Source organism: Pleomorphomonas sp. PLEO (assembly GCF_041320595.1).
In the GTDB taxonomy this organism is placed as follows: domain Bacteria; phylum Pseudomonadota; class Alphaproteobacteria; order Rhizobiales; family Pleomorphomonadaceae; genus Pleomorphomonas.
Genome location: NZ_CP166625.1, coordinates 1,503,123 through 1,516,536, shown reverse-complemented (window position 1 = coordinate 1,516,536; position 13,414 = coordinate 1,503,123). Strand labels below are relative to the sequence as shown.

Genomic DNA, 13,414 nt, shown 5'->3' with positions numbered 1-13,414 from the left:
GTCGCCCAATTGGAGCACGCATTGATGCGAGTTCTGAAATCGCCCGAATTTGCCAAACGAGCGCACAAGCTCGGACTTGACGACGCCATTCTTCTCAAAGCGGTCGAAGAACTAGAAAACGGCCGGATCGATGCGCAGCTTGGCAAACATTTGATCAAGCAGCGCATTGCCCGACCGGGCGCCGGCAAGTCTGGCGGCTATCGTAGTGTTATCGTGCATGTGGTGGGCGACCGGGCGTTGTTTATCTACGTCTTCCCGAAGAACGAGAAGGCCAACCTCGGCGCCCATGAATTGGACCTTTACCGTGATCTGGCAAAGGTTTTGGTGGGCGCGCGTATCGAGCAACTCCTGACAGCGAATTGGATCGAGATCAGCCATGGAGGCTACCCGTAAATCGAAGTATCGCAGCGATGCGCTAGAGGTCTTGCACGAGACCGTGTCTGGCCTCTATCGCCATGGCGTTGTCGACAAGGCGACCATGCGGCATTTCGACGTCGGTTGCCTGACCCCGGTCGAGGAACTTGACGCGGCAGGCATCAAGGCGATCCGCGAGGAATCCGGTTTCAGCCAAGCTACCTTCGCCTTGGCGCTTAACGTCACAACATCGCTGGTCAGCAAGTGGGAACGTGGCGAGAAGAAGCCCAGCGGCCCGTCCCTGAAACTCCTTGCTCTCGCCAAGACCAAAGGCATCGACGCGATTCTGTAGCCAAGCGCTGCAATTCAAGCAGTTGAGCGCGTCCTAGATCGCGTTTGAGGTCTCCGGCGGCTTCGACATCCGGCAAGGCACATCCGCTAAATCCTGACCGGAGCTACCCATGCCCAAGACCTTTCTATCCGCGCTGCTGATCGCCCTTTCCATATCGGCCGCGCACGCCGCCGACGCCATCGGCTTCAAGGAGACGACGCTACCCGACACCAGCGGCGACCGGCCGCTGCATGTCAGCATCTGGTATCCGACCGCCGACACCGGCCCGGTCGCAGAGGTCGGCGCGAACCGCGTTTTCCACGGCATCCCCGCCATCACCGATGCCAAGCCGGCCGGCGAGGCACACCCGCTTGTCGTCCTGTCCCACGGCTATGGCGGCAGTTGGCGAAACCTCAACTGGCTGGCGGGAGAGCTGGTTCACCAGGGCTATGTCGTCGCCGCGCCCGACCATCCGGGCACGACGACCTTCGACAAATCCCCCGCGCAGGCAGACAAGCTGTGGGAACGCCCCCATGACCTCAGCCGGGTGATCGACGCCGTGACAGCCGATCCCGTCCTGGCCGGCGCGATCACGCCGAACCGCATCGCGGCCATCGGCCATTCTCTCGGCGGATGGACGGTGGCCGCCCTGGGCGGCGCGCGCTTCAGCCCCAGCCAGTTCCTTAATGACTGCAAGGCGCAGCTGAACCCGCGCACCTGCGGTCTTGCCGGCGAACTCGGCATCGACCCGACCAACGCCAACCAACTCGATGCCGATATGAGCGATGCCAGAGTGGGCGCCATCGTCTCGCTCGATCTCGGGCTTGCCCGTGGCTTCACGTCGGAAAGCCTCGCCGCTTTCCGCGTGCCGGCGCTGATCTTCGGCGCGGGCGTGGATATCGGCGACCTGCCGGCCAAGCTTGAGTCCGGCTATCTCGCCGCCAACCTGCCGAAGGCCACAACCACCTACGTCGAGATTGCCGACGCGATGCACTTCAGCTTCATGCAGCTCTGCAAGCCGGGCGCCGCCGAGTTGATCGAGCAAGACACGCCCGGCGACGGCATCGTCTGCAAGGATGGTGGAGCAAGAGGCCGGGAAACCATCCACCGTCAGGTCGCCGATATGATCATCGCCTTCCTGGCGAAAGCCATTCCTGCGAAATAGGGGCCAGAGAGGCGGACAAGCAACCCAGCCTCCGCCTTCCTGCCCAAGGCTCGCCCAAGCTCCCAGCTTGACAGTCCAAGCCGATGCGCCCAGCGTAATTTCCCTTATTGGGGTGGAGACTTGGGCATGCGCGGTTTTGATGTTTCTGAGCGCGTCACCGCGCCAACGCTTTGGCTGCTCCTCCCCCTTGTCGCGCTTGGGCTCACCGCCTGCGGCGATCATTCCGTCCTGCCGCCCAATGCCGATATCGGGCCGACGCCTCAGATCGTCAAACCGGTCGGCAGCGCCATTCCCAGGGTCAACATCGCACCGGCTGTCGGCTGGCCGGCCGGTGAAACGCCCATAGCGGCGGAAGGGCTGAAGCTCACCGCCTTTGCCTCTGGCCTCGATCATCCACGAAACGTTTACGTGCTGCCCAATGGCGACGTGCTGGTGGCCGAGAGCGCCGCGCCACCCAAGCCCGAGGATAGCCCCGGCCTGTTCGGCTTCGTCATGCGCCGCGTCATGGCCAGCGCCGGCGCCGGCGGACCAAGCGCCAATCGCCTGACCCTGTTGCGCGACACCAATGGCGACGGCGTCGCCGATGTCCGCGGCACCTTCCTGACCGGATTGAACTCGCCCTACGGCATCGCGCTGATCGGCAATCAGCTCTACGTCGCCAACACCGACGCCATCGTGCGCTACCCCTACAAGCGGGGCGAGACCGCCATTTCCGATCCCGGCACCCGGCTGACCGCCCTGCCCGGCGGCCCGATCAACCATCACTGGACCAAGAACATCGTCGCCAGCTCCGATGGCCGCTTCCTTTATGCCAGCATCGGCTCCAACAGCAACGTCGGCGAAAACGGCATGGCGGTCGAGGGTGACCGGGCGCAAATCTGGCAGGTGGACGCCCGCACCGGCGAACATCGCACCTATGCCACCGGCCTCAGAAACCCCAACGGCCTCAGCTTGTCCGGCAATACGCTGTGGACCTCGGTCAACGAGCGCGACGAACTCGGCAGTGATCTGGTTCCCGATTACATGACGTCGGTAAAGGACGGTGGCTTCTATGGCTGGCCCTACAGCTATTACGGCGAGCACGTCGACAGCCGCGTCAATCCGCCCCGGCCCGATCTCGTCGCCAAGGCGATCGTCCCCGATTACGCGCTGGGCGCGCATACCGCCTCGCTGGGCCTTGCCATTACCGCCAACAGCCGCTTGCCCGCGCCCTACAAGTCCGGCGCCTTCGTCGGCCAGCACGGCTCGTGGAACCGCAAGCCGCTCAGCGGCTACAAGGTGATCTTCGTGCCGTTTGCCGGCGGCAAACCGGCGGGTCCGCCACGCGACGTTCTCACCGGCTTCGTCGACGCCAAGGGGCAAGCCAAGGGTCGGCCGGTCGGCGTCACGCCCGACGGGCGCGGTGGCCTCCTAGTCGCCGACGACGTTGGCAACGTGATATGGCGCGTCACGGGCAAATAAGAACGAAGCGGAGCAACCTAGCACAAATTCCCCTGGTGGATCGCGTTGAGCAGGAGTTGCCTGGAAAACACGGCAGCATAAGATTCCTTGCATGGTCCCCTGTCCGCTGTTTACGCGCCGCCGCTCACCGCGTTAGGAGAAGCGGACGCCGGCTTGGCGCCATACCGAGTCGCCGTCCATGCTGCTTCCCGCCGATCTGACGCCCGCCACGCTGACGCTGCTCCTCGTCACCACCTTCGTCGCCGGTCTCGCCCGTGGCTTCTCAGGTTTCGGCGCGGCGCTGATCTTCATGCCGATTGCGAGCGCGCTGATCGGCCCGCGCCTTGCCGCGCCGGTGATCCTGATCATCGATGCCATCACCACCATCGGTCTGGTGCCCGGCGCCTTTCGCCGCGCCGACCGGCGCGAGGTGGCGGTGATGTCGCTGGGCGCCATTGTTGGCGTGCCCTCCGGCGTCTATCTCCTCACCCACCTCGATCCGCTGACCATCCGCTGGGCGATCATCGCCATCTGCGCCGCCCTGTTCGCGCTGCTGCTCTCCGGCTGGCGCTACCACGGCCGTCCCAAGGCGCCGCTGACCATCGGCGTCGGCGCGCTGTCCGGCCTGTTCTCCGGCGCCAGCCAGGTGGGCGGACCACCAGTAATCGCCTATTGGCTGGGCGGCGCCATTCCCGCCAATATCGTGCGCGCCAACATCGTCCTCTATTTCGAGGTGTCGACGGCGCTCACCCTGATCAACTTCCTGATCGGCGGCCTGTTCGTCTCCGTGCTGGTGCCGCTTTGCCTGATGACGGCGCCGGCCTACGGCATCGGCCTGTGGGGCGGAACGCGCCTGTTCGGCGTTGCCTCCGAAGCGACCTTCCGCCGCATCTGCCTTGCCCTGATCGCGCTCGCCGTGGTCGTCGGCCTGCCGCTGCTCGACGGCATCCTGCGCTGACCTCACGACGCCGCGAAGGTTGGCAACCCGCTCCGGTCAGGTTGCAAGGTAGCGCGTGGGCGTAGCCCCGAGCGCCTTCTTGAACATCACGATGAAGGCGGTGGGAGACTCGTAGCCGAGTTCGCTCGACACCCTCTGGACGGTCGCGCCACTGGCGAGTTCGCGCAGCGCGATGGTGAGATGCAGTTGCCGCCGCCACCGGCCGAAGGTCAGTCCGGTTTCCTGAACCATCAACCGCTTCAACGATCGCTCGCTCATGGCAACGTGGGCGGCCCATTCCCCGAGGGTGCGGCGGTCGCCCGGCTCCGCCGTCAGAGCCGCGGCGATCATGGCGATCTTGGGGTGGCCGGAGACGGGAAGCTCCAGCCGCTCTTGCGGCATGAGCGCCAGTTCGTCCAGCAAGACGCGCACGAGGCGGCCGATGTGATCGTCCGGCGCGTAGCTGCCGGAAACGTCCGCCAGACGCAGGATCATCTCGCGGAGCATCGGCGACACCGATAGCGTGCAGCACTTTCCTGGAAGCGCCGCCGCGTCGGGCTCGACGAACAGATAGGTCAGGCGGGCATTGGGCGTAACCTGGTTGCTGTGCGGCACGCCGCCGGGGATCCAGATCCCGCAGTCCGGCGGAACGATCCACAGGCCATTGGCCGCCGTGCAGGTGACGGCCCCGTGCAAGGCCAGGATGAGCTGCCCCTGCCGGTGCTGGTGGCGCGGCACCTCGGCCTCATAGTCACTGAAGTCGAGACGCAAGGCGACCACCGGGCGATCCGACCGCTCCGGATCGAAGTCTTCGTCGCAGGAGCGCAGCGGTCGCGCCGATTGGCCCGATTTGGAGATCATATGGCATTATCTCCAAATTCGCACGCCGCGCAATCGGCTACCGGTGGTGATCAACACCTTGAAGGAGGCTGTCATGCGAATTGCTGTCGTCGGCGCAACGGGAAGAATTGGCGCCAAGCTCACCCGGACTCTGTTGGACGCCGGGCACCAGGTCAAAGCCCTGTCGAGGGGCGGTCCGGCCCTCGACGCGCTGGTCAACAGCGGCGCCGAGCCGTTTCTGGGTAGCTTCGACACGGGCGCCGGAGACCTCGACAAGTTCTTTCAGGATGCCGATGCCGCGTTCCTGATGGTGAAGACCGACTGGAGCAACATTCACGGACACTATTCGGCGGTTGGCCAACGCTTTGTCGATGCGCTTGTCCATTCGCCCGTCAGGCTGGCCGTGAGCTTGACGGCCATAGGGTCGGAGGTGGCAGGAAGCACCGGCCATTTTGAGAGCTTCTACAAACTGGACCAGAAGCTGAACCAACTCAGCCAGATCGACCTGGTCCATTTGCGCGCCGGCTGGTTCATGGAGAACACGCTGGCCTGGACGGGGGCCGTCGCAAAGCATGGCCGGATCGGCTGGTCGCTTGATCCCAATTTGAAGACGCCGTGGGTGGCAACCCAAGACATCGCCGATCTCGCGGCCAAGGAATTGACCCATCCGACGGGCGAAAGGCGCGTTGTCCGGGAGGTCGGTTCGCAAGACCTCACCATGCCGGAAGTGGCCGCGATCATCGGCCGGGAGATCGGCCGACCCGTGGCCTATCGCTTCGTCGACAGAACGCGACCGGAGATCGAAGCCGAGTATCTCAAGCGATTTGGCACGCCGGAAACATGGCTCGACGACAGCCAGACCCTCGCCGCCCTCAACGACGGGCGTGTCCGGTTCCACGGCAGCCGCGGCCCGCTGCCGACTACGATGGAAGTCTTCATCAGGGACGTTTGGAAGCCCCGTTATCTGAAATCCCTTGCCGATGACCAGGAAGCCGAAACATTTTACACCTGGAGCGCCCGCGACTGATTGGCTTTCCGGCAAATCCAACGAACATTCTCCTCCCCATGAGGGGGGAGATCAGTCCCAACGGTTGCCGGCACCGACCCCAAGACGCCGCATTTACAGTCTACCAATCCGTGCATATTGGCCGGCAGGAGTACCGACATGCGCGGCAAGACGATTCTCGGCGGCATCGGTCTCTTTGCCGGCACCGTCTATATTCTCAACGCCTCCTGGCTGGTCATGCCGTCCGACATCGGCTCGCCCCGCATCATCGCCCATCGCGGCGTCCACCAGACCTATTCGCGCCAAGGCGTCGATGCCGAGACCTGCACGGCAAGCCGCATCGATCCGCCCAGCCACGATTTCATCGAGAATACCATCCCCTCGATGCACGCCGCCTTCGCCGCCGGCGCCGATGTGGTGGAGCTCGACGTCCACCTGACGCCGGACAAGGTGTTCGCCGTGCTGCACGACTGGACGCTCGATTGCCGCACCGACGGCCATGGTGTCACCGAGGAGACGCCATGGCCGACACTGAAGGCGCTCGATGTCGGTTATGGCTACACCCCCGACGGCGGCAAAACCTTTCCGTTGCGCGGCAAGGGAGTGGGCCTGATGCCGCGCCTCGACGAGGTCTACGCCGCCTTTCCCGGCCACTCCTTCCTGGTCAATTTCAAGAGCCGCCGCCCCGAGGAAGGCGAGGCGCTGGCCGCCCTGCTCAACGCCGATCCGGAAGCGCGCGAAGCCACCTTCGGCGTCTACGGCGGCATGGAGCCGACGCGGCTGGCCGAGGCGAGGGTTTCCGATCTCAAGGGTTTCGACAAGGCATCGCTCAAGGCCTGCCTCATTGCCTATGAAATCTACGGCTGGACCGGCGTGCTGCCGAGCGCCTGCCGCGACACCATGATCGCCCTGCCGATCGACATCGCCCCCTATGTCTGGGGCTGGCCCTACCGCTTCATGGAGCGCATGCGCGAGGCGGACAGCGAGGTGTTGCTGGTCGGGCCCTATGGCGGTAGCGACTTCGCGGCCGGCATCGACACGCCCGAACTGGCCGCCCGCATTCCGCCCGGCTTCGATGGTTACGTGTGGACCAACAAGATCGAAACCATCGGGCCGTTGCTGAAGGGCTACTGAACCTTTCCTCCGTCATTGACGCCGCCGGCCGCCTCGCCTATGTAGCCTCAGATCTGCCGGGCGGTCCGCCGCGCCGGCTTTTTGGTGCGCCGCCGCGCCGTTCGTGATGCCTTTTCAGCCCAAAGGAGCGTCCGCCATGACCACCGTCGCCTGGCAGGAACCCAAGCCCACCGCCGTCCTGGTGCTCGCCGATGGCACCGTCATCGAGGGCTTCGGCATCGGCGCGCGAGGCGAGGCTGTGGCCGAGGTCTGCTTCAACACGGCGATGACCGGCTATGAGGAGATCCTCACCGACCCCTCCTACGCCGGCCAGATCGTCACCTTCACCTTCCCGCATATCGGCAATGTCGGCGTCAACGACGAGGACATCGAAACCGTCAACATGGCCGCCGAAAGCGGCGTGCGCGGCGTGGTGCTGAAGGACGAGGTCACCGACCCCTCCAATTATCGTTCTCTCAAGGGCTTCGACACCTGGCTGGCAGCGCGCGGCATCATCGGCATCACCGGTGTCGACACGCGCGCGCTGACCGCGCTGATCCGCGACAAGGGCATGCCCAACGCCGTCATCGCCCACGCGGCCGACGGCAAGTTCGATCTGGAAGCGCTGAAGGCCAAGGCCAGGGCCTGGTCGGGCCTTGAGGGTCTCGATCTCGCCATCGAGGTCACCAACCCGCAGAGCTACGACTGGACCGAAGCGAGCTGGGCCTGGAACAAGGGCTACGGCCACCAGCAGGCCAAGAAATACAAGGTCGTCGCCCTCGACTTCGGCATCAAGCGCAACATCCTGCGCCTGCTGGTCGATGAGGGCTGCGAGGTGGTGGTGCTGCCGGCCACCGCCACGGCGGAAGAGGTGTTCGCCCATCAGCCGGACGGCGTGTTCCTGTCGAACGGCCCCGGCGATCCGGCCGCCACCGGCGACTATGCCGTGCCGACCATCAAGGCGGTGATCGAGTCCGGCGTACCCACCTTCGGCATCTGCCTCGGCCACCAGATGATGGGCCTTGCCCTCGGCGGCAAGACCATGAAGATGCACCAGGGCCACCACGGCGCCAACCATCCGGTCAAGGACTACACCACCGGCAAGGTGGAAATCACCTCGATGAACCACGGCTTCGCCGTCGATCCCGACAGCCTGCCGGACAATGTTGAGCAGACCCACGTGTCGCTGTTCGACGGCTCCAACTGCGGCCTGCGCGTGAAAGACAAGCCGGCCTTCTCGGTGCAGTACCACCCCGAGGCGTCCCCCGGCCCGCAGGACAGCCACTATCTGTTCAAGCGTTTCGTCAACTTGATCCGCGAGACCAAGGGCGAGCCGACGGTGCCCGAGCGGGCGTGATCCATTTCGCCAAATGACGGCAAGCCGGCCAGAAGCCTCGCGCTTTCTGGCCGGTTTTCATTTGGGCTCACCGAAAGTGGCAGCTTCAGCAAAACAATCCAGGGCATTCACCGGATAACCCGATGTTTCCATCTGGTTGCTTACCGCTCTAGGTACAATCCGACCCTGGCAATTTTCAGCATTGATTTTACGATGCCGCGTGTGCCGCCGTCATAGGGCACGCGACGACATGCGCCAGCGCTGCCCGAAATTGCCGGCCTGCCGTTTCCCAGCTTCTGGGGGCATGCCTGTGACGACATCACCGCCTTCGGCATCCCCACCCCGGGGCGGACGAATGGTTCGACTCCGGCATTCGTATCCGCTCCCGCCCAGACCGAATGTCGGAGTCAAATCATCAGCACCCCTCGGATTAGCACCATCGGCGGTCTCTTCGCCGGTTCAGGAGCGCTCCACTAGCGCGCCAGATTGAGGATTATCGATGGACGAGCCCAAGACTACCGTCACCAAGCTGCTGCGTCAGCAGGCCGCTCTCGCAAGTTTCGGCAGCTTCGCGCTTCGCCAGGGCGATCTGATGGCGGTCCTGTCGGAAGCCGCTCGGGTTTGCGCCGAGAGCATGGACGTGCCGTTCTCAAAGGTTTGCCGCTACCGTCCAGAGGAAAACGATCTGCTCGTCGAAGCCGGTTACGGCTGGAAGCCCGGTGTCGTCGGCAACGTCGTCTCGCGCGCCGACGCCAGCTCGCCGCAAGGCCGAGCCTTCAGCACGGGCCAGCCGGCGGTCTCCAGGGACCTGCGCAAGGACAGCGAGTTCGTGCTGCCGGCCTTCTATGCCGAACACGGCGTCGTTTCGACCGTCGATGTCATCATCAAAGGGACCGATGAGCCCTATGGTGTGCTGGAAATCGACAATGACCGCCGGTGCGACTACGACCAGCACGACATCGACTTCCTGACCGGGTTTGCCAATGTGCTTGCCGAGGCCGTAGCCACATCGACACGCACGGCGACCCTGCGCTCGACCATCGCCCAGATGGCGACGGCGGTCGAGGAAAAGGACCGGCTGCTGGACCAAAAGAAGATGCTGGCCGAGGAACTCCAGCATCGGGTGCGCAACAATCTGCAGCTCATCTATGGCATGCTCGACAAGCAGGTGAACGACACGCCGGATCTCGATGGCCGACGCGGGCTCAAGGCCATCGTCCGCCGCGTGTCGACGCTGGCCCAGGTTTACGACCATCTGCTCGGCCGAGAGATGAGCCGGACCACCGATTTTGGCGGCTACCTGAAGTCGCTGTGCGCCAATCTGGCGGAAATCCAGGACTCACCGTCCGGCGCGGTGACGCTCACCTGCGCCAGCGACACGATCTTCCTCGATCTCAATTCCGTCACGGCCTTGGGCCTCATCGTCACCGAGCTGCTCGCCAACAGCTTCGACCACGCTTTCCCGGACGGCGTGGGCAAGATCGCGGTGGCCGTGCGGGGCGCCAGCGATCACTCGGATATGGCGACCATGACCGTCCGCGACGACGGTCCAGGCTTCACCATGAGGACCGAAAGCAAGCGGCACGGGCTCGGTCTGGTACGACGTCTGGCCGAACAGCTAGGCGGAACGACTGAGGTCGAAAACAATCACGGCACGCTTTGGACCATCCGGTTTCCGGTTCTTCCGGCCGGCGCTCTAGCGTAATAGCCGGTCAGCCGGGCAACGCTTGCGACAGCAACTTGAGCCCGCGTGGATAAGGCGGCGCCACGGCGCCATTGGCGACGACGGTCGCTACGATTTCCAGGCTGCGCAGCAAATCGGGGATGCTATAAGGCTTGGTCAGGCAACCTTGCCCGATCGCGTCGGCCGTAAGATAGGCCGGATTGCCGGTGGCATAGAGAATGCCGATCCGGTGCGGATCATCCCACTGGGGCGCGATGTCGCTGCCGAAACCGCCGCCAGCAAGCCGCAGATCGATGACGGCAAGGTCGGGTTGGTGGAGCCGGCCGAGCGCAACCGCCTCTTCGACGGATCGCGCGATGCCGCACACGGCGTATCCGCCGTTGACCAGAGCATCTTCGACCATATCGGCGATCATAAATTCGTCTTCAACAATCAAGACCTTGAGCATGATGCCATCTCTTGGCCAATGGGCTTGTTGGGGTCATCGGCACTTTTCGATGGTTGCGGATTTCACTGACGGTGACAAGCATCGGCATTTACGCAGGCCATCAATGCGTCGGGGCCCGCATACGCCAGGGCACCAATAGCCAACGCTCGCGTGCCGCGACAAAGCCACATCATCCGATGGGGCACGATTGCTGTTTTCAACTCGATCAAGAGAGAGCGCGACAATCTCCGCCCGGCGCTCAAACCCGTTCCGCCAAAAACCGACCTCCGGCGTGACGCCCGACCACGGATCCCTCTCCGGTTGGTCAAAAGCGACGTCACCCCTCCGTCGATGGTTTGGCGTCCCCCACGGGCGGCCGCTTCCGCCCGGCTTCGGCGTCGAACTCGAGCACCGGACGGCCGTCCACGTGCCCTTCGTCTCCGGGTATTTGGACAAAATCATTCCGGGGCCAGGAGCTGGTATCTGGCGCAACAGGGACCAGCCGTTTCAGAATGGCGGCGGCGATGGGGGCGTAGTGATTATCGAAATGATGGCCCCCAGGACGTTGCACCAGCTCGGCGCCGGGCAAACCGATTTTGCCGCAGAGGCTTTCCTTGTCGTCACGGCCGTAGACACACTGGACGATCGAGGCCGGCGCCTTTCTGAGGTCTGACAGGGTTGTCGACATGGATCTAGTGGCCGCCAGAGGGATGAAGTCGGCAACCTGAATTTCGAACTGACGGGCACCCGAATAGCCCAGCAGCGACAGCAGCGAGACGCTCGGCTTCGACGTATCCGGCAAGGCATCGTAAATCGCCGGCAGCGCGTCGGCACCGAAAGAATAGCCGATGAGCGCTACCTTGGAGAGATGCCACTTCGCCCTGTAGGCGGTGATAAGGGCGTTGACGTCAACGGCGGCGTCGCCGGGCTGAACCTCGTTCCAGAAATAGCGCAACGAATCCACGCCGATGACCGGCACGCCGGCGGCCTTGAGGGCGCTTCCTATCTGGGCATCGATATCGCGCCAGCCACCATCGCCGGAAAAGATGATCGCCATGGTGTCGTACTTGGCTTCGGTGGCGAGGATCGTCAGCGGCAGCTTGGCGAGGGCATCGTCACCCGTCTTGACGTTATCGGTGGCGCGGGCAATGGCCAGCCGCAATGCCGCTGCCGCCACCTGCTGAGTGTCATGTCGGCCGATATCGAAACCGGCAGCGCGCAGTGCATCGACATGGGCAAGGCCGTCGGAGTCGGCGGCCGCGGTGGCATAGACATCGATCGGATCGGCAAGCGGACCTGGTTGCAAGCCGTAAATCATGCTCTTGCCATCGGCGCTTTTCTCAAACGGAGCGGCCGAGCAAAGCTCCTTGCCGATGGGCAGCGCGCGCAATGGGTCGACGGCGATCGTACGTAAAATGGTGGCATCCGGCGTCTGCGCGGCCAGCGCCAGCGCGAAAGTGCCGCCAAGGCCAGCGCCGGCAATCACCGGCGAATAGTACCGCGTTGAGGCGAGCATTCGCTGAAGGTCATGGCTCACCTGTTCGAGGTCGGAGACGAAATAGGCGCAGTCCTTCGCCGCCGCCGCGCCTTTGTCGAGGGTCTTCGGCGTATCGATGCCGACAACGATGTTGCCTTCGGCGGCGAGCCGTCGCGCGGCAATGCCGTCCCATAAAGAGTATCCGCCGGCTCCTGACAAATAAAAGGCGATGCCGCTTGCCGCGCCGCGCGGCGCAACCACCTCGCCGACCACGAGCATTTTCGGATCACCGGGGTCGAGGCGAGCAAACAGAACGAAATAGGCAGCGATTGGTACGGCGATGACAAGCGCGACGATGCAGCCAGCCAAAAGACTCAGGGCGCGCTTCATTTGGCGACCACTCCTCGCAAGCCGCCGCCGATGACGAAGGTCAGATCGGCCAAGGTGAGCAGCGGGTTGAGCCCATTGCGCAAGCTGCTGCGCCTCGAGCCTTTGATATCGGAAACAGAGAGATCGACGATCGCGTTTTCACCAAGTTTGAAAGCCGACAGGCCCAAGTCGGCATAGAGGGAGATTTTGCGCGCCGCCACTTGGTAGAACACCGCCCGACCGCGGTGTTCGCGGACAAGTTCGACGAATCTCCCGACCAATTCGGAGCGGGCGGCGACGCGAGCAATGTCGTCCGGCGCGGCCGGTTTGGCGTAACCTTTGGGCGGGCGCGTCAGTTGGTGGGCGACAAAAGCGGCAAGCGCCAGTCCGACACCGAGGGCAGCACGGCGCGCGATTAACGATAGCGCGGCCACGGCTAAGGCGAGCGCGGCGAATATCACCGAGCGATTGCGCACGAAAAAGGAAGCTGTCGGCACGACTTCGGTGGCTTCGGCCGTCTGCATAGAGCCCTTCTTGCGCGTCCGCCAATGACTGCTCGGTGCGCGGTTCTGTGATGATGCAATTGTGGACGGTGAAGACGTTTCGCCCTTCGGCAACGCCTTCTGGGAGAGGCATTGGCGCCGAATACAAGACCGGCTTCGGGCAGAGTTTCGACGAGAACAATCTCAGATCGCCGCACCAACCAGTAGTGCCGGCTTGATCGCAGGACTTATACACGTCCTGTCATAGCGGACAGCATCTTTCGAAGCGGTTACCGCCGTAGAAATTCATAAATATAAGCATTATTGACATAAAAAGTTCGACCCGTGACGGCCTATATCCGGGCACCGCACGCATATATCTACGTATTGTTTTCAATCAGACCATTCATTTCATTTGAAAATTAAGCTTGATTGCGAGGTCCGCAGCCACGA

General features: G+C 63.6%; 13 protein-coding genes. 9 read left to right on the top strand and 4 right to left on the bottom strand.

What is annotated here, in order from left to right; translation table 11 throughout:
• Nucleotides 1-24: 24 nt before the first annotated feature.
• The 5 genes from AB6N07_RS06740 (at nt 25) to AB6N07_RS06720 (ending at nt 4,248) form a co-directional block, all read left to right on the top strand.
• Nucleotides 25-393 carry a type II toxin-antitoxin system RelE/ParE family toxin gene (locus AB6N07_RS06740; RefSeq protein ID WP_370677036.1) on the top strand — a complete coding sequence of 123 codons (369 nt, stop codon included), beginning with the start codon at nt 25-27 and terminating at the stop codon, nt 391-393.
• Complete coding sequence (locus tag AB6N07_RS06735) at nt 377-706, top strand: helix-turn-helix domain-containing protein (RefSeq protein WP_370677035.1); 330 nt, start codon at nt 377-379, stop codon at nt 704-706. The genes AB6N07_RS06740 and AB6N07_RS06735 overlap by 17 nt, the downstream gene beginning before the upstream one ends.
• A gap of 109 nt (nt 707-815) precedes the next feature.
• The gene (locus tag AB6N07_RS06730; protein WP_370677034.1) at nt 816-1,850 is read left to right on the top strand and encodes an alpha/beta hydrolase family protein; all 1,035 of its coding nucleotides are present in this window, start codon (nt 816-818) and stop codon (nt 1,848-1,850) included.
• 126 nt (nt 1,851-1,976) lie between these two features.
• The gene (locus AB6N07_RS06725) at nt 1,977-3,311 is read left to right on the top strand and encodes a sorbosone dehydrogenase family protein (RefSeq protein WP_370677033.1); all 1,335 of its coding nucleotides are present in this window, start codon (nt 1,977-1,979) and stop codon (nt 3,309-3,311) included.
• Between the two features lie 178 nt (nt 3,312-3,489).
• On the top strand, nt 3,490-4,248 hold the full coding sequence (locus AB6N07_RS06720; RefSeq protein WP_370677032.1) for a sulfite exporter TauE/SafE family protein: 759 nt from the start codon (nt 3,490-3,492) through the stop codon (nt 4,246-4,248).
• 36 nt (nt 4,249-4,284) lie between these two features.
• On the opposite strand, the gene AB6N07_RS06715 is transcribed toward AB6N07_RS06720, so the two are convergent.
• A complete protein-coding gene (locus AB6N07_RS06715; protein ID WP_370677031.1) occupies nt 4,285-5,088 on the bottom strand; it encodes a helix-turn-helix domain-containing protein in 804 nt (267 codons plus the stop codon).
• Nucleotides 5,089-5,161: 73 nt separating this feature from the next.
• Here AB6N07_RS06715 and AB6N07_RS06710 point away from each other — a divergent pair, with 73 nt between their 5' ends.
• From AB6N07_RS06710 to AB6N07_RS06695, 4 genes are all read left to right on the top strand, one after another.
• Nucleotides 5,162-6,094, top strand: a complete 933-nt coding sequence (locus AB6N07_RS06710; protein ID WP_370677030.1) for an NmrA family NAD(P)-binding protein — start codon at nt 5,162-5,164, stop codon at nt 6,092-6,094.
• Nucleotides 6,095-6,232: 138 nt separating this feature from the next.
• Nucleotides 6,233-7,207 carry a glycerophosphodiester phosphodiesterase family protein gene (locus AB6N07_RS06705; RefSeq protein ID WP_370677029.1) on the top strand — a complete coding sequence of 325 codons (975 nt, stop codon included), beginning with the start codon at nt 6,233-6,235 and terminating at the stop codon, nt 7,205-7,207.
• Between the two features lie 136 nt (nt 7,208-7,343).
• Entirely contained in the window at nt 7,344-8,543 is a 1,200-nt protein-coding gene (gene carA, locus AB6N07_RS06700) for a glutamine-hydrolyzing carbamoyl-phosphate synthase small subunit (RefSeq protein WP_370677028.1), read from the top strand.
• A 478-nt stretch (nt 8,544-9,021) separates the two neighbouring features.
• Nucleotides 9,022-10,227, top strand: a complete 1,206-nt coding sequence (locus tag AB6N07_RS06695; protein WP_370677027.1) for a histidine kinase dimerization/phosphoacceptor domain -containing protein — start codon at nt 9,022-9,024, stop codon at nt 10,225-10,227.
• Nucleotides 10,228-10,234: 7 nt separating this feature from the next.
• Here the strand turns inward: AB6N07_RS06695 and AB6N07_RS06690 are convergent, their stop codons facing one another.
• The 3 genes from AB6N07_RS06690 to AB6N07_RS06680 all read right to left on the bottom strand — a co-directional run bounded on the left by AB6N07_RS06690 (nt 10,235) and on the right by AB6N07_RS06680 (nt 13,003).
• Nucleotides 10,235-10,654 (bottom strand): response regulator, encoded by a 420-nt coding sequence (locus AB6N07_RS06690; protein ID WP_370677026.1) that lies wholly within the window; start codon nt 10,652-10,654, stop codon nt 10,235-10,237.
• 316 nt (nt 10,655-10,970) lie between these two features.
• On the bottom strand, nt 10,971-12,500 hold the full coding sequence (locus AB6N07_RS06685; RefSeq protein ID WP_370677025.1) for an AcvB/VirJ family lysyl-phosphatidylglycerol hydrolase: 1,530 nt from the start codon (nt 12,498-12,500) through the stop codon (nt 10,971-10,973).
• The gene (locus AB6N07_RS06680) at nt 12,497-13,003 is read right to left on the bottom strand and encodes a phosphatidylglycerol lysyltransferase domain-containing protein (RefSeq protein WP_370677024.1); all 507 of its coding nucleotides are present in this window, start codon (nt 13,001-13,003) and stop codon (nt 12,497-12,499) included. Before AB6N07_RS06680 ends, AB6N07_RS06685 begins: the two co-directional genes overlap by 4 nt.
• Between the last annotated feature and the right edge of the window lie 411 nt (nt 13,004-13,414).

Bases quoted from the DNA above. Each gene is read 5' to 3' on its own strand.
- AB6N07_RS06740 (WP_370677036.1), top strand. From the start codon at position 25: ATGCGAGTTCTGAAATCGCCCGAATTTGCCAAACGAGCGCACAAGCTC.
- AB6N07_RS06735 (WP_370677035.1), top strand. From the start codon at position 377: ATGGAGGCTACCCGTAAATCGAAGTATCGCAGCGATGCGCTAGAGGTC.
- AB6N07_RS06730 (WP_370677034.1), top strand. From the start codon at position 816: ATGCCCAAGACCTTTCTATCCGCGCTGCTGATCGCCCTTTCCATATCG.
- AB6N07_RS06725 (WP_370677033.1), top strand. From the start codon at position 1,977: ATGCGCGGTTTTGATGTTTCTGAGCGCGTCACCGCGCCAACGCTTTGG.
- AB6N07_RS06720 (WP_370677032.1), top strand. From the start codon at position 3,490: ATGCTGCTTCCCGCCGATCTGACGCCCGCCACGCTGACGCTGCTCCTC.
- AB6N07_RS06715 (WP_370677031.1), bottom strand. From the start codon at position 5,088: ATGATCTCCAAATCGGGCCAATCGGCGCGACCGCTGCGCTCCTGCGAC.
- AB6N07_RS06710 (WP_370677030.1), top strand. From the start codon at position 5,162: ATGCGAATTGCTGTCGTCGGCGCAACGGGAAGAATTGGCGCCAAGCTC.
- AB6N07_RS06705 (WP_370677029.1), top strand. From the start codon at position 6,233: ATGCGCGGCAAGACGATTCTCGGCGGCATCGGTCTCTTTGCCGGCACC.
- carA (WP_370677028.1), top strand. From the start codon at position 7,344: ATGACCACCGTCGCCTGGCAGGAACCCAAGCCCACCGCCGTCCTGGTG.
- AB6N07_RS06695 (WP_370677027.1), top strand. From the start codon at position 9,022: ATGGACGAGCCCAAGACTACCGTCACCAAGCTGCTGCGTCAGCAGGCC.
- AB6N07_RS06690 (WP_370677026.1), bottom strand. From the start codon at position 10,654: ATGCTCAAGGTCTTGATTGTTGAAGACGAATTTATGATCGCCGATATG.
- AB6N07_RS06685 (WP_370677025.1), bottom strand. From the start codon at position 12,500: ATGAAGCGCGCCCTGAGTCTTTTGGCTGGCTGCATCGTCGCGCTTGTC.
- AB6N07_RS06680 (WP_370677024.1), bottom strand. From the start codon at position 13,003: ATGCAGACGGCCGAAGCCACCGAAGTCGTGCCGACAGCTTCCTTTTTC.